Origin of the sequence: Rhizobium sp. GN54 (genome assembly GCF_021026345.1) — a bacterium.
In the GTDB taxonomy this organism is placed as follows: Bacteria; Pseudomonadota; Alphaproteobacteria; order Rhizobiales; family Rhizobiaceae; genus Mycoplana.
Map to the genome: position 1 here is coordinate 175314 of NZ_JAJNCZ010000005.1, position 18388 is coordinate 193701.

Below are 18388 nucleotides of genomic sequence, written 5' to 3' on the forward strand. Positions count from 1 at the left end.
CAACAGAGGGAAAACAAGCATGAAGACCGCATTGAAGACGATCGCACTTGCCGCCGTCATCGGCTTTGCCGGCATCAGCGGCGCCATGGCCCAGCAGATCAAGGTCGGCTTCGCCGCCGAGCCCTATCCGCCGTTCGCCTCCCCCGACGCCTCGGGCAACTGGGAAGGCTGGGAAGTCGAATTCATGAAGGCGATCTGCGACGAGGCCAAGCTCGACTGTGTCATCACCCCGGTCGCGTGGGACGGCATCATTCCGGCGCTGACCACGAACAAGATCGACATGATCGTCGGCTCCATGTCGATCACCGGGGAGCGCCTCAAGACGATCGACTTCTCCGACAAGTACTACAACACCCCGACGGGCGTCATCGGCCCCAAGGGCGCTGCCTTCGACGCGACGCCGGAGAGCCTCGCCGGCAAGACCATCGGCGTCCAGGTCGCCACCATCCACCAGTCCTATGCCGACAAGTACTTCGGCGGGGCCGGCGCGACGATCAAGGAATACCAGACCCAGGACGAGGCCAACAACGACCTGGCGGCCGGGCGCATCGACGCCGTGCAGGCGGATGCGATCGCACTCGACGCCTTCCTGAAGTCCGACCAGGGCAAGGACTGCTGCGAGCACAAGGGCAACGTCAAGGACGATCCGGAAATCCTCGGGGCCGGCGTGGGCGTCGGCCTGCGCAAGGGCGAGACGGAGCTGAAGGACAAGGTCAACGCCGCGATCAAGGCGATCCGCGCCAACGGCACCTATGACACCTTCTCCAAGAAATACTTCGACTTCGACATCTACGGCGGCTGATCGACGTCCGGAGTAACTCCGGAGGAATCCGGCTCACCGCATTGTCCAACGCCGAAGCGATCCCGCTTCGGCCGGTAATGCTCGGGCGGCCGGCGGCGACGCCGCCGGCCAGGCTCCCTTGAAGACGAGAGTGACATGGCTGCTGATCCCGCGACCCTGATCAACTGGGGCCTTCTGGCGCTCGAACCGCCGGGCTGGGGCGGCGTGCTCCTGGGCGGCCTCCTGAATTCGATCAAGATCGCGCTCGGCGGCTATGCGCTCGGCCTGCTGCTCGGAACCGGCGGCGCCTTCGGCAAGCTTTATGGCGGACCCGTGCTGAAGGATCTGCTCGAGGTCTATACCACCCTCGTCCGCGCCATTCCCGAGCTCGTGCTCATCCTGCTGCTCTACTATGCGGGAACGGATCTTCTCAACCAGCTGACGGCGGCGATGGGCTACGGCCCCGTCGACATCAGCGGGCTCGCCGCCGGCATCTTCGTCATCGGCGTCGTGCAGGGCGCCTATTCGACCGAGGTGCTGCGCGGGGCGATCAAGGCCGTGCCGGCCGGACAGATCGAGGCTGCCCGCGCCTACGGCATGGCGCCGACCCAGATCATGCGCCGCATCACGCTTCCCGCCATGCTGCCGCACGCCATTCCCGGCCTTTCCAACCTCTGGCTGATCGCCACGAAGGACACGGCCCTTCTGGCCGTCGTCGGCTTCAGCGAACTGACGCTGGTGACGCGGCAGGCGGCGGGCAGCACCAAGGCCTATCTCCTGTTCTTCTGCGCTGCCGGCGCGCTGTACCTGGCGCTGACGCTCGTCTCGAATATCGTCATCCGCATCATCGAAACCCGCGCCCGGCGCGGCATGGTGGCCCCGGCATGACCGTCGAGACAAGCACAGTCGAGGCCACTGCCCTGACCGAGCTTCCGGGCGGGAGGGCCTTCCTGAAGCCGCACCGGATCATCCTGCTCGCCATAGCCGTGATCGCGATCTTCTGCATGGCCTGGTTCATGCGCTGGGACTGGATACCGGACTATGCCGGACGGCTTGCCCAGGGGGGCGGCGTCACCCTGCTGATGCTCTTCAGCACCTGCATTCTCGGCTTCCTCTTCGCCGTCCCTCTCGGGCTCGTACAGGTCACCGGCCCCTGGCCGCTGAAGATGCTGGCCAGGACCTTCTGCACCATCATCCGCGGCACGCCGCTGCTCCTGCAGCTGTGGCTGCTGTACTACGGGCTGGGATCGCTCTTTCCGCAGTTTCCCGCCATTCGGGACTCCTTCCTCTGGCCCTATCTGCGCGAGGCCTGGCCCTATGGCGTCGCAGCGCTGACGATCTCCTTTGCCGCCTACGAAGGCGAGGTGATGCGCGGCGCCTTCGCCGGCGTTCCGGCCGGCGAGCTCGAGGCCGCCCGGGCCTACGGCATGAGCCGGTGGAAGGTGTTCCGGCGCATCTGGCTGCCGCGCGCCGTCCATCGCGCATTGCCGACGCTGAACGGCGAGACCGTGCTGCAGTTGAAGTCGACGCCGCTGGTGGCGACGATCACCGTTGTCGACGCCTACGCCGTCATCTCCAAGATCCGGCAGACGACCTACCTCACCTACGAACCGCTGCTGTTCCTGGCGCTCATCTACCTCTGCCTGACCGCCATCCTCGTCGTGGCGTTCCGCACGCTCGAAAACAAGATTCCAACCCGTGGTGCCTGACATGAACATACGCGCTGCCCTCACCAATGCGATGCCGGAACTGACCGCGATCCGCCAGGACCTGCACGCCCATCCGGAGCTCGGGCTCGAGGAGGTGCGCACGTCGGAGCTGATCGCCCGCCATCTCGAGAGCTACGGCTACAAGGTGACGCGCGGACTTGCGAAGACGGGCCTGGTCGCGACGCTGACGAACGGCACCGGCCGGCGTTCCGTCGGCATCCGCGCCGACATCGACGCCCTGCCGATCCTGGAGGAGACCGGCCTGCCCTATGCCAGCAGGACACCGGGGCTGATGCACGCCTGCGGCCATGACGGGCACACGACGATGCTGCTCGGGGCTGCGCGCGCCATCGCCGAGCGGCGTAACTTCGACGGCACCGTCCACCTGATCTTCCAGCCGGCCGAGGAGAATTTCGGCGGCGCCCGGATCATGGTCGAGGAGGGACTGTTCGACCGCTTCCCCTGCGACGCCGTCTTCGCGCTCCACAACGAGCCGGCGCTGCCCTTCGGCCAGTTCTATTTCCGCGAAGGCGCGATCATGGCCGCCGTCGACGAGGCGACCATCACGGTCAGCGGCCGCGGCGGCCACGGCGCCGAGCCGCAGGAGACGGCGGACCCGATCGTCGCCGGCGCCTCGATCGTGATGGCCCTGCAGACGATCGTCTCCCGCAACATCCATCCGCTCGATCCGACCGTCGTCACCGTCGGCTCGTTCCATGGCGGCACGGCCAGCAACATCATTCCGGGGCGCGCCGAGATCGTCGTCGGCATCCGCTCGTTCGATCCCGGCGTGCGCGATGAGCTGGAACGGCGCATACGCCTGATTGCCGAACGCCAGGCGGAAAGCTACGCGACGACCGCCACCGTGGATTACCTGCGCAGCTACGACGCCACCATCAACCATAAGCGTGAGACTGACCTTCTGCGGGACATCGCCATTCGATTTGCGGGTGCCGACAAGGTCATGGACCTCCCCCGCCCCTTCATGGGCAGCGAGGATTTCGCCTATATGCTGAAGGAGCGCCCCGGCAGCTACTTCTTCCTCGGCGCGAAGACCTCCGAAAGTGACCCGCCGCTCCACCATCCGGGTTACAATTTCAACGACGATCTGCTGCCGGTGGGCGCCGCCTTCTGGACGGAAGTGGCCGAAAGCTACCTGAAGCCGGCCTGAAGCGAATCACCGTTCGCGCCGTAGCAGCGAGCCATTAACATAATGTGACGTTTTTTCGGCAGGGGCCACTTAACACACAGGCCCCGCGCCCCATATGATATTTTCGCATGCACGAGGATGTCCGATGTTACCCGCAATCAGAGGACCTCAAGATGAAGACATTCGTTGTATCGATCGCTGTCATGGCCTTTGCGGCCTCTAGTGCATTCGCAGCCCTCGGAAATTTCGATCGCGCAAGGTTCGGCGACCCGATCGTTGCGTCCAATGAGAGCATGATCGACCAGACCGTCACCGGTTCCGTCGAGCCACAAGTCTGCAAGTTCGGCGTCAAGACGGTTCGGCGTTGCGTCGACCCATCCGCCAGGCCGACCGAAGAGGGCATCCGCAAGGACTAGCCCGAAGCATCGATCCCCCCAATTGACCGCCCATGCGGCGGGCGGTCAGGCGGGGAGCGTCCTATCTCCCGAAAGCACATCCGGAGCAACAGCGCGCCAAGGTCGCGGATGGCGACCGATATCGGCGGTGCTCCCAGTGCGTCTTGGTGCGTCTTGCGCCACACGTTCGGGGCAGGAGATGGCGGTCGCCGTATTTTTATATTAGCAACTATTAAAATAAAGAGATCGCCCCCATATATGGCGCTGGGCTTGAGGATCGCGTGGGACTTCCTTTGATCCGAGGATCTCGACATGAGAGCACTTGTCTTTTCCGCTGCCATCCTGGCCGTGTCGGCCACGACGGCGATCGCATTCCCGGCCAGTTTCGGCCTGCCCCATTTCGTCCGGGTCGACCAATGGCCAGATGCCGGTGTGTTCGAACCCGCAGCACGGATGCAAGCCAGGCCGAGTGCGTGCCGAACTGTTGCGCCAACCGACAGGCGATGCCGTCTTCCGGAGGCGCAGAAATAGCCGCACGTCGGCGGCGGCCTGTTCCGAATCTCCGCGGCCTTGCGGCGGCCGGCGAGCGGGTTGCTGCGCCATGTGCCTCACCCTGGGTAAGCCTCTTCAACCGACCGCAACCTATTAGAGAATATTAATTTAAGTCTCGCTCAAGCTTCATCGTCTAGAACTGTCCTTGCCAGCATACGGGACCGCCGGAAGACAGGAACAGGACCGCACCCTCCCTGAATTTCGCGCGGCCCGTATGTGGCACAGCGCCGCCCGGCGCGCTTTCGCCTTTCCTCCCCGCCTCTGCTTTGTTACAGCCAACCGCAATGTCCGCGGCGGCGGACCGACGTTTGCATAGAAGCGGAGACGGGAATGTCCGAAAAAGCAGCCGATTGCCGGACCATGGCGGAAATTCGCGACAACATCGACCGGATCGACCGGGCGCTGATGGATCTCTTTGCGGAACGCTGGACCTTCATCGGCCGCGCCGCCGAGATCAAGGCCGAACTTGGCCTGAAGGCAGACATTCCCGCACGCGTCGACGAGGTTCGCAACAATGCCCGCGAAAACGCGCTGGCACGCGGCCTCGACGGCGATTTCTACGACGGCCTCTGGGCACAACTCATCCGCCACTCGATCGAGCATGAGGAAAAGACGCTCGGCAGGTAGCGCTGCCGGCGGGCGCAAGGCGGGCGGCGGGACGCGCCCGCCGCCATCTACCCGTCAGATCTGGTTGCGGCGACCGAGGTGGTTCTCCCAGTCGAGCGCTGTGCGCACGATGAAGGCGAGATCGTCGTGTTGCGGCTTCCAGTTCAGTTCCTTCATCGCCACCGACGGGTTGGCGACGATCGAGACGGCATCGCCCGGCCGGCGCCCGGCGATGCGCACCGGGAAATCGACGCCGGAAACCTCCTTGACGCGGTTCAGCACCTCCAGCACGGAGAAGCCCCGGCCGTAGCCGCAATTGGCGACGATCGAACCGCCGCCGGCGCGCATGCGCTCGAGCGCCTTCAGATGCGCATTGGCGAGGTCGGAGACGTGGATATAGTCGCGCACGCAGGTGCCGTCCGGCGTCGCATAGTCGGTGCCGTAGACGTCCATGCCCTGCCGCTTTCCAAGGGCCGCTTCCGAAGCGACCTTGATCAGGTGCGTCGCCCCCTTGGTCGACTGGCCTGTGCGGCCGCGCGGATCGGCGCCTGCGACGTTGAAGTAGCGAAGGGCGGTATAGGCAAGGTCATGGGCGAGCGCGGTGTCCCGCAGCATAATCTCCGTCATCAGCTTCGACGAGCCATAGGGCGATTCCGGGCTCAGCGGAGCAGTTTCCTCGACCGGGTCGGCCGTCTGCGGCGTGCCGTAGACGGCGGCGGTCGAGGAGAATACGAAATGCGGTACACCGGCCTCGACGGCGGCCGCGATCAGCGCACGCGACTTGACCGTGTTGTTCTCGTAGTAACCAAGGGGATCGGAAACCGATTCCGGCACGACGATCGATCCGGCGAAGTGGATGATCGCGTCGATGGAGTTCTCGGCGAAGATCCGTCTCAGCAGTTCGCGGTCGGCAATATCGCCCTCGTAGAAGCGGGCCTCCGGCGCAATCGCCCAGCGAAAGCCGGTGGACAGGCGATCGACGACGACGACCTCCTCCCCGGCATCATGAAGCGCCCAGACCATGTGCGAGCCGATATAGCCCGCTCCGCCCGTCACCAATACCGCCATCCCGTCTTCTCCGATCCTGTTTCACGCGCCGAATAGAGCGCGATCGTAACGAAGATGTAAATATGGCGATCAGAGGGCGGCGATGTAGCGCGACAGCCTTCCGGCCGCATCCTCCACCTGCGCAGTATCGCGCAGGAAGCAGGCCCTGAGGAAGAGCGACCCGCCCTCGCCGAAGGCCGTGCCGGGGGCGAGGCCCACGCCCGTCTTGTCGACGATGTCGAGTGCTGCCTGCCGCGCGTCGGTGACGCCGTCGATCTTGAGAAAGGTGTAGAGGGCGCCGTCCGGCTTCAGGGTCTCCACCCGATTCGTGGCGATCAGTGCATCGCAGAGCAGGTCGCGGTTGCACGCCGCCTTATCGATATTGGCCTGGACGAAGGCGTCGCCCTCGTCGAGGGCGGCAACCGCGCCCTTCTGCATGAACTGGGCGACGCCCGAAGTCGAGTACTGCACCAGGTTCTCGAGCACCTGGCCCATCTGCGGCGGCGCCACGATCCAGCCGACGCGCCAGCCCGTCATCGACCAGTTCTTCGAGAAGGAATTGACGAAGACGACGCGGTCGCCGTCCTCCATCACGTCGAGGAAGGAGGGTGCCCGGCCGCCGGCATAGAAGTAGCGCGCATAGATCTCGTCGGCCATGATCCACAGGCCGCGCCGGCGGGCGACCTCCAGCAGGGCCTGCAGGTCCTCCCGCGTCGCCGTCCAGCCGGTGGGATTGGACGGCGTGTTGACGAAGAGCACCCGGGTCAGCGGCGTGATCGTGGCTTCGAGGCGATCGAGTTCCAGCCGCCAGCGACCGTCGGCAAACTGCAGCGGTACGGCGAGCGGGCGCACGCCGGCAATCTCGGCTGCGGCGGCCAGGTTCGGCCAGGCCGGCGTCAGGTAGACGATGTCATCGCCCGGCCCGGTCAGCGCCTGCAGCGCGAGCTGGATCGCCTGCATGCCGGAACCGACGACGTAGAAATGCTCTGGCGACAGCGCATGGCCGAAATGGCGGGCGTAGTAGCGCGCCAGCGCCTGCCGCAGTTCCGGTATGCCGCGCTGCCAGGTGTAGAAGGTCTCGCCAGCCTTCAGGGCCGCCATGGCCGCATCGGAGATGAACTGCGGCGTCGGCAGATCGCCCTCGCCGACCCAGAGCGGGATCAGCCCGTCCCTGTGGCGCGCATAGTTGACCAGTTCGACGATGCCGCTCTCCGGCGCGTTCAGCGCGCGCGGGCTCAGTTGGCCGAGAATATCCATCGTGTCTCCATCAGAACCTGGTCATGCCACAACGCGCGGCATCCAGGCGGGCAATCCTTAGCGGGATTCGATTGCCCGATCACGCCAGTTTCTCTGACGGTCCGATCGATTTCGGTGATGGAAAGAGAGCGGCCCCGACGGCGATCGCCGGGGCCCGGAGCAGCTCAGACCGCCGGCCGCGACTTCAGGAGGTCGCGGATTTCCGTCAGCAGCGCCACGTCGGCCGGCGGCGGCGCAGCCTCGGCGGCCTTCTTCTTTTCGACGCTGGCGCGCACGCGGTTGACCGCCTTGATCATCAGGAAAATGATCCAGGCCAGAATGAGGAAGTTGATCAGCACCGTGATGAAGCTGCCATAGGCGAAGACCGCACCCTGCTCGCGCGCAGCAGCAAGCGAGCTTGCCGTCACGTTTGAGGAAAGCGGCAGGAAGTAGTTCGAGAAATCAAAGCCGCCACCCGTCAGGGCGCCGACGATCGGCATCACGAGGTCGTTGACGACCGAATCGACAATCTTGCTGAAGGCCGCGCCGATGATCACGCCGACGGCGAGGTCCATCACATTGCCGCGGGCGATAAACTCCTTGAACTCGTTGAGCATTCCCTTCTCCTCTTGCTGCATGACAGTGGCAGCGTAATTTAGATTCTCCGCAGAGGGAACCGTCCGGACGCATTCCTCCACCACACTGCAACCACCTTTCCGCTATGGGACTTAAGTCAAGGCCCGCCCCGATTTTCTTTGCCGTTTTAATGTCCTATGGTGCCCTCGGCGGACGGGAGGGGTCCGTCGACGACCGGAGGACGCATGCTGCCTGGCTGGACCATCTTCGCCGCGGCCTTCGCCTATCTCCTGCTGCTGTTTGCGGTGGCGACCTACGGCGACCGCAAGTCGCGCGATCCGGATGCCCCGCATCGCGGCCGGCCGCTCGTCTATGCGTTGAGCCTCGCCATCTACTGCACGTCGTGGACCTATTTCGGAGGCGTCGGGCTTGCGAGCGTGCAGGGCCTGGAATTCCTCGGCATCTATATCGGCCCGATCCTGATGTTCACGCTCGGGCTGCCGCTGATCCGGCGGATCGTGGACCTTGCAAAGTCCGAGCGCCTGACCTCGATCGCCGATTTCGTCGGTGCCCGCTACGGCAAGAGCCCGGGGGTTGCCGCGATCGTGGCGCTGATCGCCCTCATCGGCGCGATCCCCTACATCGCCCTGCAGCTCAAGGCGGTCTCGAGCTCGGTGAAGGTGGTGGTCGATTTCTACGACTACGGCTTCGACGAGAGCCAGACCTTCCTCGACCTGCCGCTGATCGTGTCCCTGTTCCTGGCCTGCTTCGCCGTCGTCTTCGGCACGCGGCACACGGACGCGACGGAGCACCAGGACGGCCTGATCCTGGCTATCTCGATGGAATCGGTGGTCAAGCTCTTCGCCTTCGCCACCGTCGGCATCTATGTCGTCTACTTCATGTTCGACGGGCTCGGCGACCTGTGGCTGCGCGCCGCCGAGAGCGAGCGCGTGACCGCAGCGCTGGCACACGATACGCCGATCGCCCGATGGCTGCTCCTGATCGTGCTTTCGGCCTTTGCCATCGTCATCCTTCCACGGCAGTTCCACGTCACCGTGGTCGAGAACCGGACCGCGGGCGAGTTGCGCACCGCGGGCGTGCTGTTTCCGCTCTATCTGATCGCCATCAACCTCTTCGTGCTGCCGGTCGCGATCGGTGGCGTCATCGTCTTCCAAGGGCTCGGCGACGCCGACCTCTACGTGCTGGCGCTGCCGCTGGCACAGGGCCAGCCGACGCTGACGCTCGTCTCCTTCATCGGCGGCTTTTCGGCGGCCACCGCCATGGTCATCGTCGAATGCGTGGCGCTGTCGATCATGATCTCCAACGACATCGTCATCCCCGTCGTGCTCCGCCGCAACCTGATCGGACGCGGCGAGCCGCAGGAGGACCTGACGCAGACGCTGCTGCGCATCCGGCGGCTGGCGATCTTCTTCGTGCTGCTTCTGGGATACGCGTACTACCGGTTCTCGACCTCGAACGCCGGGCTCGCCTCGATCGGTCTTCTGGCATTCGCGGCCGTCGCGCAGGTCGCCCCTGCCCTCATCGGCGGCCTCCTCTGGCGCCATGCCAATGCGCGCGGCGCGATCGCCGGCATGGTCTCCGGTCTCGTCGTCTGGGCCTATCTGCTGTTTCTTCCCAGCCTCGGCGTCAGCGACAATTCCGGGATCGCGTCTGCCGTCCTCGGCTTCCTGCTGCCGGGCGCCAGCGTGCTCTCCGGGCCGCAGGCCGATCCGCTGGTCGCCGCATCCGTACTGTCGCTGCTGGTCAACGTCGCGGCCTTCGTCATCGGCTCGCTGTCGCGCAGCACCACCAACATCGAGCGCCTGCAGGCCAACATCTTCATCCGCTCGCGGCCGCAACTGGAGCGCGCCTTCCGCGGCAGCAGGACCAAGGTGACCGTGCGCGACCTGAAGAACACGGTGGCGACCTATCTCGGCGAGGAGCGGACCGAGCGCTCCTTCCACAGCTACGAGCGACAGGCCGGCCGCTGGCTGGAGGACCATGCGCCGGCGGATGTCGCGCTCGTGCATTTCTCCGAGCAGGTTCTCGGCAGCGCCATCGGTTCCTCCTCCGCCCGCCTCGTCCTGTCGCTCACGCTGCAGCGAATCGACGAGACCACGGCCGATACGAGCTGGCTGCTCGACCAGGCGAGTGAGGCACTGCAATACAATCAGGGCATGCTCCAGACCGCGCTCGGGCAGATGGACCAGGGGATCGCCGTCTTCGACAGCTCGGGCAACCTCACCGTCTGGAACCGCCGCTTCCGCGAGTTGCTGGACCTGCCCGAGCAGGTCGGCCAGGTGGGTTTCGCGCTGAAGGACATGATCGACATCCTCGTTGCCGAGGGCCGCATCGCCACGAGCGAGAAGCAGGCGATCCTCGACGGCGCCCTGAACTTCGACCAGCCGTTCCAGCTGGTGCTCTCCGGCGGCAGGCGCATCGTCGAGGTTCATTCCAACGCCATGCCCGAGCGCGGCTTCGTCGCGACCTTCACCGACATCACCGAGCGGGTCGAGGCCGACCGGGCTCTGAAGCTCGCCAACGAGACGCTGGAAATGCGCGTGGCGGAACGTACCGCGGAATTGACCCGGGTCAACCAGGAACTGGGCGAGGCGCGGGCGGCTGCGGAAGAGGCCAATCTCGGCAAGACGCGCTTCTTCGCCGCTGTCGGTCACGACATCCTGCAGCCGCTGAACGCAGCGCGGCTCTATTCCTCCTCGCTCGTCGAGCGGCTGGGCGCCTCCGACAACGGCGCGATGGTGCACAATATCGACTCCTCGCTGGAGTCGGTCGAGGCCATCCTGGGGGCGGTGCTCGACATATCGCGGCTGGATACCGGCGCGATGAAGCCCCGGCTGCAGGTGGTGCAACTCGATGATCTCCTGCGGCGGATCGAGACGGATTTCGCGCCGATGGCGCTGGCCAAGAACCTGACGCTCAAGGTCATGCCGACATCGATTGCGGTGCGCAGCGATCCCAATCTGCTTCGCCGGCTCGTGCAGAACCTCGTCTCCAACGCGATCAAGTACACCAACAGCGGCAAGGTGCTGGTCGGCGTGCGCAGGCAGGCAGGCGACGCCTCGATACAGGTCTTCGACACCGGCATCGGCATCCCGTCATCGAAGTTCCGCACCGTCTTCAAGGAGTTCGCCCGGCTCGACGAGGGTGCGCGGACGGCGCCGGGACTGGGGCTCGGGCTTTCCATCGTCGACCGTATCGCAAAGGTGCTCAGCTACCCTGTCGAGCTACAATCGACGCCCGGCGGAGGCACGGGCTTCAAGGTCCGGGTGCCGATCGACACCACCGCCGCCGGCCGGAAGGGGGCGACGTCGGCGCCTGCCGCCCCGGCCGCCGAGCCGATGCGCGGACTGAGGGTGCTTTGCATCGACAACGAGCCGAAGATCCTCGAGGGCATGCGGCTGCTTTTGACGGGCTGGGGCTGCGAGGTCGCCACGGCGGATTCGATCGCCGCCGTGGACGCGCTCCTGACAGCCGCACCGCCCGCCTTCCACGCGGTCATCGCCGACTACCATCTTGGCGACGGTACCGGCATCGAGGCGATCGACCGGGTGCGGGCCGCGCTCGGCGCGGAACTGCCTGGCCTGCTTGTCACCGCCGACCGGTCCGCCGAGGTCAGGGCGCTGGCCGACGGCAAGGACATCGTCGTGCAGAACAAGCCCGTCCGCCCCGCCTCGATGCGGGCCTGGCTGACGCGTCTGGTGAACCTGGAAAAGGCGGCGGCGGAATAGGGCGCATATGGCGCGCCATGCCAATGCCGGGTGAAGCGTCGATGACGCCGGCCGGGCGCGTTCAGGCGGCGGCCGCGGAGGTGGACCCGATCTTGCCGAGCTGGATGACGGCCTGGGTGCGGCTGTCCACGTTCAGCTTCAGCAGGATCGCCGACACATGCGCCTTGATCGTCGCCTCGGATACGCCGAGCTCGTAGGCGATCTGCTTGTTGAGCAGCCCTTCGGCCAGCATCGACAGCACGCGCGACTGCTGTGGTGTCAGCGTGCGCAGCCGGTTGATCAGGTCGCCGACCTCCGCATCCTGTTCGGGGCCGCGCTGATAGTCGCTCGGCGTATAGATGTTGCCGTCGAGGACGGCCGCGATACCCTCGCGGATCTCCTCGATCGAGGCGGACTTGGAAATGAAGCCGGAGGCGCCGAGATCCAATGCGCGGCGGATGGTGGCGGCATCGTCGCGGGCCGAGACCACGATCACCGGCAGGCCCGGATGTTCCGCCCGCAACGTGATCAGGCCGGACAGGCCGCTGGCGCCGGGCATCGAGAGATCGAGAAGCATGAGGTCGGCATCGGGACACCGGCTGGCCGAGGCGCGGGCGGCGTCGAAGTCCCCGGCCTCGACGATCGTGGCCTCGTCGCCGCTTCCGAGCAGCGCCTGCCTCAGCGCGCCGCGGAAGAGCGGGTGGTCATCTGCAATGATGATCGTCAATCCTGTGGTCATGCGGGCTCCCTCCCAAGAGCACGGTCATGATGGCACGCGGTTCGACGTGGGCACATCGGCGCTCAGGTCTTTTCCGGCACCGGCTGCTGGGGGGCGATCTTCTCCTCCTCACCCTCCAGATTCTTCACGATAGCCATCAGGCGCTGCATCATTCTTTCCATGATGCCCATGGTCCGGTCAATCTCCTCATCGGTCGGCAGGCGCGGTTTATCACTGGAAAGCGCCGATTTCTCCGCCTTTTCCAATGCTTCCACACGTCTGGTCAGCGAATCGAGCTCCTCTTCGAAGGCGGCCCGCTCGTCGGCGGCCATGCGGCAGGCCATCTGGCCGGAGGTCTCCCGGCACAGCGAAACCTCGCCGGTGACGGTATCGAGCCGAACGAAACCTTCGTCCGTACGCTCCATCTGATAGCGTCCCTCGCCTTCGGCAAGGCCCGGCCCGGACAGCAGCAGCGGCGACACGAAGGCCAGGCCGACGATCACTTTGCGCATGCGACTTCCTCCTTGAAACGGCAATGGCAATCGATTTTGCCCGTGGACTTTCCCGCGGCGATGCGGCAAGCGCTAGGATCGAGGCATCCGCCGCCGCGCAGAGGAAAGCACACCATGTCCGAGATAATATACAAGATCGTTCCGGCAAGTCTGTGGCAATCCGCCCGCAGCAAGGGAAGCTTCGACGGCGCGCCGGTGGACCTTGCCGACGGCTTCATCCACTTCTCCACCGCCGCCCAGGCGAAGGAGACGGCGGCGAAGCACTTTGCCGGACAGACGGATCTGCTTCTGGTCGCGATCGACGGTGCGGCGCTCGGAGAGGCGCTGGTCTACGAGCCGTCCCGCGGCGGCCAGCTCTTTCCCCATCTCTACGGCGCCCTTCCGCTCGATGCCGTGCTGTGGGAGAAGACGCTGCCGCTCGGCGCCGACGGGACGCACCTCTTTCCGGAGATGATCTGAGATGGCGTTCACCGACCTCGCCCGCAAAGGCCTGTTCCTGTTCGATCCGGAAACCGCGCACGGCCTGTCGATCGCCGCACTGAAGAGCGGGCTCGTGCCGGCCTGCGGCCTGCGCGCCGACCCGCGCCTGCGCCAGACGATCGCCGGCCTCGACTTCGCAAATCCGCTCGGCATGGCGGCCGGCTACGACAAGAACGCGGAGGTGCCCGAGGCGCTGATCCGGCTCGGTTTCGGCTTCGCCGAGATCGGCACGGTGACCCCCCGGCCGCAGGACGGCAACCCGAAGCCCCGCATCTTCCGGCTGACGGCCGACGAAGCGGTCATCAACCGGCTGGGCTTCAACAACGAGGGCCATGCCGCCGCACTTCGGCGTCTCAAGGCCTGCTCGCGCCAGTCGCTGATCGGCGTCAACATCGGCGCCAACAAGGACAGCGAGGACCGGATCGCCGACTATGTCGAAGGGATCGGCACCTTCTACGACGTGGCGCGCTATTTCACCGCCAACATCTCATCCCCCAATACGCCGGGCCTGCGCGACCTGCAGGCGCGCGAGAGCCTGTCCGCCCTGCTGTCTGCCGTGCTCGCGGCACGGGACGAGCAAGCGATACGTGCCGGCCGGCGCGTGCCCGTCTTCCTCAAGATCGCCCCCGACCTCACCGAGGAAGGGCTGGACGACATCGCCGAGGTGGCGCTCGCCCATGATCTCGACGGCCTGATCGTCTCCAACACGACGCTGTCACGCGACGGCCTCACCGAGCGGACACATGCGAACGAGGCGGGCGGGCTTTCGGGCAAGCCGCTATTTGCCAAGTCGACGACGGTGCTGGCGAAGATGCGCAGGCGGGTGGGTGCGGCGCTGCCGATCATCGGCGTCGGCGGCGTCAACTCGGCGGAGACGGCAGCGGAAAAGATCCGCGCGGGCGCCGACCTGGTGCAGCTCTATTCCTGCATGATCTATGCGGGGCCGGGCCTTCCGGCCACGATCGTCAGGGGACTTTCGCACGTCTGCGACCGCGAACGGCTCGCCTCGATCCGCGACATCCGCGGAACGCGCACCGACCACTGGGCCGACCGGAGCATCTGACGGTCCGGCACCCGGATCCGGCCGATGGGCCGGCCGGTCCCGCTCAGCTCGAGAGCACCATGGCCCAGTAGGGCCGGTTTCCGGATTTCGGGCTCCTGGCTTCGGCGACGCCGAGGCCGCGATAGCCGGAACCCAGCATGTTGGCGAGGTGCTTGGGCGAATCGACCCAGGCCTGGAACGCCCGCGCCGCGTCGTCCTGCCCCACGGCGATGTTCTCGGCCGCCGGAAGGGGCACGTCCATGCCCTTCATCCGCTTGCCGAAATCCGCACCGATGCCGATGTTGTGCTGCATCTTGCCCGCAGCCGCCATCCGGCGCGCCTGGTCGCGTGCCGCATTGGCGGTGGCCGGCTGGCGCGACAGAGGCTCCAGCCCGCGCTCGCCCCTGAGCTTGTTGATCATGACAAGGGTGGCGTCTGTCTGGTCGCTGGAATCGGACGCGGTATCGATCAGGCCAGTGGTGGTGCAGCTCGAGATCGCCGTCGCAGTCGCGCCGAGTGCGGTCGCCAGAAGAGCCCTGCGGCGGATCGGGTTCGTCGTCTTCGTCGTCATGTCAGCGTCTGTAGCTCAGGATGCGGATGAGAATGAAGACCGGGATCACGATCACCGCGCCGAGCACGAGATAGTCTCCGACGCGGCCGAGCGCCTGGAAGCCGGTTTCCCAGAGATTGACGATGAAATCGCGGACGGCACGCAGGATATCGTCCGGGTAGAGGCCCAGCACCGACATCACGAAGCCGAGCGCCACCGACAGGATCAGGAGCTTCACGACGATCCGAAGCGGTGTATCGCCGAGGAACCTGTTGACGCCGTCCGACATGCTGCCTGCTCCTTCTTCTCGTCCCCTCATGGGCGCCCTCTCATAAGGCGCGCCGGCAAAAACCGCAACGCGGGCGCCGAATCTGCTTGCGTTTTGGCCGCGCTTGCCGAATAGCGATGCCACCTCACGCAAAAAGACGCAACCATGCCTCTCGCCTCGCAGCATGCCTCCGGCGACGCCCTCGCCCATCGCCGCGCCGACTATGCCCGCATGCTCGCCGAAGGTGGCGATTTTTCGGGCGCTGCCGAACTCATGGGACAGGCGCTGGAGATTTCCCCGGATTGGGCGGCCGGCTGGTACCGCCTGGCCGAATATGCGGAGAAGGCTGCGGACAGGAAGGCGGCTGCGGCGGCCCTTGGCCGGGTGCTCGCACTCGCGCCGAATGACCCCTTCGGCGCGACGCTGCGGCTTGCCGTTCTCGGCGCCGCCGATGTTCCCGCCGCACCGCCGAGCCACTACGTCCAACAACTGTTCGACGACTATGCCCAACGCTTCGACAAGTCGCTGGTCGACAGGCTCGGCTACAGCGTGCCCCAGAAGCTCGCAGCCCTTGTCGACGAGGGCATCGCGACCCGGCATTTCGCCCATGTGACCGATCTCGGCTGCGGCACCGGGCTCTTCGGCGAGCGGGTCCGCGATCGCGCGACATTCCTCGAAGGCTTCGACCTTTCGGCCAGGATGCTGGCCAAGGCCCGGGAGAAAGCGGTCTACGACCGGCTCGCCCGGGCGGACCTTTCGCTGCCCCCGGACGAAAGCGGCGTCTTCGATACCGATCTGCCCGCCCGCCGCGCCGATCTCGCCAGCGCGGCCGACGTCCTGATTTATCTCGGCGATCTTTCACCGGTCTTCGCCATTGCAGAGAAGCTCGTCGCGGCCGGCGGCCACTTTGCCTTCTCGGTCGAGGATGCCGGGGCGGAGGAGACCTATGTCCTGCGCCCGTCGATGCGCTATGCCCATGGCGAAGGCTATGTGCGCACCTGCGCGGAGAAAGCCGGATTCACCGTGCTCCAGAGCCGGCAAACCGTCATCCGCATGGATGCCGGCACCCCGGTTTCCGGAAGGCTCTACCTCGCCAGATGCGGCGAACCGGGGCCGAGCGCTTCCGCCGACTGACGTTGCTCCCTCCGTCTTGCATTTGCTGCAGCGCAATATATGAACGAAGAACCTTCTGCAGCGGAGACGTCGATGAGCGGCTACAAGCGTCGATTTGGATTCTGGAATCCTGCGCCTACGCGCCATTCGCTGCTGGAGGACGCGCAGGGCATCTTCACCGGCAGCATGATCGCCGCCCTCGGGCTGTCGCTGATCGGCAGTGCGGGGCTGGTGACCAGCGGTATCGCCGGCGTGGCCTTCATCCTGCAATACCTGACCGGTTACGGCTTCGGCCTCTACTACACGGCACTGAACCTGCCGTTCTACCTGCTGTCGCTCAGCCGGCTCGGCAGGGCCTTCACGATCAAGACCTTCATCGCCGTCGGCCTGACATCGCTGATCACGGAAATCCAGCCGCACTACCTGAAGATAGAGACGCTCGATCCCGTCTGGACGTCGCTTCTCGCAGGCGTCCTGCTCGGCTTCGGGCTGCTGGCGCTCTATCGCCACCGGGCAAGCCTCGGCGGGCTCGGCATTCTCGCAGTCTACCTGCAGGACCGGTTCGGCTGGCGGGCGGGCCTGGTGCAGCTCGCTTTCGACGCGGTGGTGCTGGCCGCGGCTTTCGCAGTCGCGGCCCCGTACATCGTACTCTGCTCGGTGATCGGCGCGCTGGTTCTGAACCTGTTTCTGACGATCAACCATCGCTCCGACCGCTACGTCGCCGTATGAGAGGTCGCCGCACGGAAAGAGGCGGCACGCGGCCGCCCCTTGCTGGCTATTTCCCTTGCCAGATGGCGCGTCAGGCCGCCTGGGCGGGCTTGTCGAGCGGGTGCTGGGAGCGGAAGCCGACGGCGAGCCGGTTCCAGACGTTGATGGCGCCGATCGCCACCGTGATCTTCGTCATCTCCGCCTCGGAGAAATGCGCCTTCAACTCCTCGTAGGCCGCGTCCGGAATGCCGGTCTGGGCGATGTTGGTGACCGCATCCACCCAGCCGAGCAGGGCCCGTTCGCGGGCGTCATAGACCGGCGATTCCCGCCAGACCGACATCAGGTTGATCCATTGTTCGGAAAGCCCGTCATGACGGGATTCCTTCACATGCATGTCGACGCAGTAGGCACAGCCATTGATGATCGAGGCGCGCAGCTTGATCAGATGGATGAAGCGACGCTCGAGGCCGGAACTCTGCACGAATTCCTCCAGCGCCACGACGGCCTTGTAGGATTCGGGGGAGGCTTTGAAGAAATTGAAACGCGGTTGCATCATGTCTTCCTTTCGGGTTGGGGCTCGGTTGGCGGCGTCAGTGCGAGCGGCGCTCATGCTGTTCGAGGAAGGCGCATCCGCGCGCGGCGATGGCGCCGTCCTCGTCTGTCATTGCGAGATCTCCGAGGATGTCGGCGATGGTGGTCTTGGCCAGTTCGGCGCGATAGGCCCGCTCGGCCCGCAGCATCACCGCATTGATCCCGCACGGGCGCGTGAAGGACGTTTGCGGCAGCGGGTTCGGGCCGCGCTGGCGGATCTCCTTGCAGCGGAACGCCGGCGCGGGGCCTTCGACAGCAAGAACGATATCGAGAAGCGTGATCTCGTCGGTCCTGCGCGCCAGCCGGTAACCGCCGCGCGGTCCGGGAACGGTCTGCAGGATCCCCGCTCCCGACAGCGCCTGCAGATGCTTCAGCAGGTAGCTCGTCGAAGCTCCGTGGAACTCCGCAAGCGCCGCCGCCGACAGCACGCCGTCGCCGGAAAGTCCTGCCAGCATCCCAACACTGTGGATCGCCTGTTCAACGCCGTCGCCGAGCTTCAAGATTGCCTCCTAAATCGTGGATGTTTTTTATCCATGATAATGCGCCGAGTCAAGCAGCTTCCGCGAAGAGGCAACGGCGCTGCGGCTCACGTCGGCGTAACGTGTTGAATTCACCGGTGTTGCAAA

20 protein-coding genes are annotated in these 18388 nt (G+C 65.6%); 11 read left to right on the forward strand and 9 right to left on the reverse strand.

Annotation, left to right across the window (positions count from 1 at the left end; genetic code table 11):
- Positions 1 to 19 precede the first annotated feature (19 nt).
- The 6 genes from LQK81_RS15735 (at position 20) to LQK81_RS15760 (ending at position 5214) form a co-directional block, all read left to right on the forward strand.
- Positions 20 to 802, forward strand: a complete 783-nt coding sequence (locus tag LQK81_RS15735; protein WP_230807309.1) for a transporter substrate-binding domain-containing protein — start codon at positions 20 to 22, stop codon at positions 800 to 802.
- 135 nt (positions 803 to 937) lie between these two features.
- Positions 938 to 1669 carry an ABC transporter permease gene (locus LQK81_RS15740; protein WP_230807310.1) on the forward strand — a complete coding sequence of 244 codons (732 nt, stop codon included), beginning with the start codon at positions 938 to 940 and terminating at the stop codon, positions 1667 to 1669.
- A complete protein-coding gene (locus LQK81_RS15745; protein ID WP_230807311.1) occupies positions 1666 to 2490 on the forward strand; it encodes an ABC transporter permease in 825 nt (274 codons plus the stop codon). The genes LQK81_RS15740 and LQK81_RS15745 overlap by 4 nt, the downstream gene beginning before the upstream one ends.
- 1 nt (position 2491) lies before the next feature.
- Entirely contained in the window at positions 2492 to 3661 is a 1170-nt protein-coding gene (locus tag LQK81_RS15750; RefSeq protein WP_230807312.1) for a M20 aminoacylase family protein, read from the forward strand.
- Between the two features lie 152 nt (positions 3662 to 3813).
- Positions 3814 to 4056: a hypothetical protein gene (locus LQK81_RS15755; protein ID WP_230807313.1), complete on the forward strand. Its 243-nt coding sequence runs from the start codon at positions 3814 to 3816 to the stop codon at positions 4054 to 4056.
- Positions 4057 to 4917: 861 nt separating this feature from the next.
- Positions 4918 to 5214: a chorismate mutase family protein gene (locus LQK81_RS15760; protein ID WP_230807314.1), complete on the forward strand. Its 297-nt coding sequence runs from the start codon at positions 4918 to 4920 to the stop codon at positions 5212 to 5214.
- Positions 5215 to 5268: 54 nt separating this feature from the next.
- Here LQK81_RS15760 and galE read toward each other — a convergent pair whose 3' ends face one another.
- From galE to mscL, 3 genes are all read right to left on the reverse strand, one after another.
- Positions 5269 to 6261, reverse strand: a complete 993-nt coding sequence (gene galE / locus LQK81_RS15765) for a UDP-glucose 4-epimerase GalE (RefSeq protein ID WP_230807315.1) — start codon at positions 6259 to 6261, stop codon at positions 5269 to 5271.
- Between the two features lie 69 nt (positions 6262 to 6330).
- On the reverse strand, positions 6331 to 7497 hold the full coding sequence (locus LQK81_RS15770; RefSeq protein WP_230807316.1) for a pyridoxal phosphate-dependent aminotransferase: 1167 nt from the start codon (positions 7495 to 7497) through the stop codon (positions 6331 to 6333).
- Between the two features lie 164 nt (positions 7498 to 7661).
- Entirely contained in the window at positions 7662 to 8093 is a 432-nt protein-coding gene (gene mscL, locus LQK81_RS15775; RefSeq protein ID WP_230807317.1) for a large conductance mechanosensitive channel protein MscL, read from the reverse strand.
- 204 nt (positions 8094 to 8297) lie between these two features.
- On the opposite strand from mscL, the gene LQK81_RS15780 reads away from it, so the two are divergent.
- Positions 8298 to 11801 (forward strand): hybrid sensor histidine kinase/response regulator, encoded by a 3504-nt coding sequence (locus tag LQK81_RS15780; RefSeq protein ID WP_230807318.1) that lies wholly within the window; start codon positions 8298 to 8300, stop codon positions 11799 to 11801.
- 61 nt (positions 11802 to 11862) lie between these two features.
- Here the strand turns inward: LQK81_RS15780 and LQK81_RS15785 are convergent, their stop codons facing one another.
- Positions 11863 to 12519, reverse strand: coding sequence for a response regulator transcription factor (locus LQK81_RS15785; RefSeq protein ID WP_230807319.1), 657 nt, complete (start codon positions 12517 to 12519; stop codon positions 11863 to 11865).
- Positions 12520 to 12581: 62 nt separating this feature from the next.
- Positions 12582 to 13010 (reverse strand): hypothetical protein, encoded by a 429-nt coding sequence (locus LQK81_RS15790; protein ID WP_230807320.1) that lies wholly within the window; start codon positions 13008 to 13010, stop codon positions 12582 to 12584.
- 114 nt (positions 13011 to 13124) lie between these two features.
- Here LQK81_RS15790 and LQK81_RS15795 point away from each other — a divergent pair, with 114 nt between their 5' ends.
- Positions 13125 to 13469: a DUF952 domain-containing protein gene (locus tag LQK81_RS15795; RefSeq protein WP_230807321.1), complete on the forward strand. Its 345-nt coding sequence runs from the start codon at positions 13125 to 13127 to the stop codon at positions 13467 to 13469.
- Between the two features lies 1 nt (position 13470).
- Positions 13471 to 14553, forward strand: coding sequence for a quinone-dependent dihydroorotate dehydrogenase (locus LQK81_RS15800; RefSeq protein ID WP_230807322.1), 1083 nt, complete (start codon positions 13471 to 13473; stop codon positions 14551 to 14553).
- Positions 14554 to 14596: 43 nt separating this feature from the next.
- Here LQK81_RS15800 and LQK81_RS15805 read toward each other — a convergent pair whose 3' ends face one another.
- Together LQK81_RS15805 and LQK81_RS15810 are read right to left on the reverse strand one after the other, a co-directional pair.
- On the reverse strand, positions 14597 to 15103 hold the full coding sequence (locus LQK81_RS15805) for a CAP domain-containing protein (RefSeq protein ID WP_230807323.1): 507 nt from the start codon (positions 15101 to 15103) through the stop codon (positions 14597 to 14599).
- A gap of 1 nt (position 15104) precedes the next feature.
- On the reverse strand, positions 15105 to 15371 hold the full coding sequence (locus LQK81_RS15810; protein WP_230807324.1) for a DUF6460 domain-containing protein: 267 nt from the start codon (positions 15369 to 15371) through the stop codon (positions 15105 to 15107).
- 144 nt (positions 15372 to 15515) lie between these two features.
- On the opposite strand from LQK81_RS15810, the gene LQK81_RS15815 reads away from it, so the two are divergent.
- Together LQK81_RS15815 and LQK81_RS15820 are read left to right on the forward strand one after the other, a co-directional pair.
- Positions 15516 to 16484 (forward strand): class I SAM-dependent DNA methyltransferase, encoded by a 969-nt coding sequence (locus LQK81_RS15815; RefSeq protein WP_230807325.1) that lies wholly within the window; start codon positions 15516 to 15518, stop codon positions 16482 to 16484.
- A 72-nt stretch (positions 16485 to 16556) separates the two neighbouring features.
- Positions 16557 to 17192, forward strand: coding sequence for a YitT family protein (locus LQK81_RS15820; protein WP_230807326.1), 636 nt, complete (start codon positions 16557 to 16559; stop codon positions 17190 to 17192).
- A gap of 70 nt (positions 17193 to 17262) precedes the next feature.
- Here LQK81_RS15820 and LQK81_RS15825 read toward each other — a convergent pair whose 3' ends face one another.
- Both LQK81_RS15825 and LQK81_RS15830 read right to left on the reverse strand, forming a co-directional pair.
- Positions 17263 to 17724 carry a carboxymuconolactone decarboxylase family protein gene (locus tag LQK81_RS15825; protein WP_230807327.1) on the reverse strand — a complete coding sequence of 154 codons (462 nt, stop codon included), beginning with the start codon at positions 17722 to 17724 and terminating at the stop codon, positions 17263 to 17265.
- A gap of 37 nt (positions 17725 to 17761) precedes the next feature.
- Positions 17762 to 18262 carry an RrF2 family transcriptional regulator gene (locus tag LQK81_RS15830; RefSeq protein ID WP_230807328.1) on the reverse strand — a complete coding sequence of 167 codons (501 nt, stop codon included), beginning with the start codon at positions 18260 to 18262 and terminating at the stop codon, positions 17762 to 17764.
- Positions 18263 to 18388 lie beyond the last annotated feature (126 nt).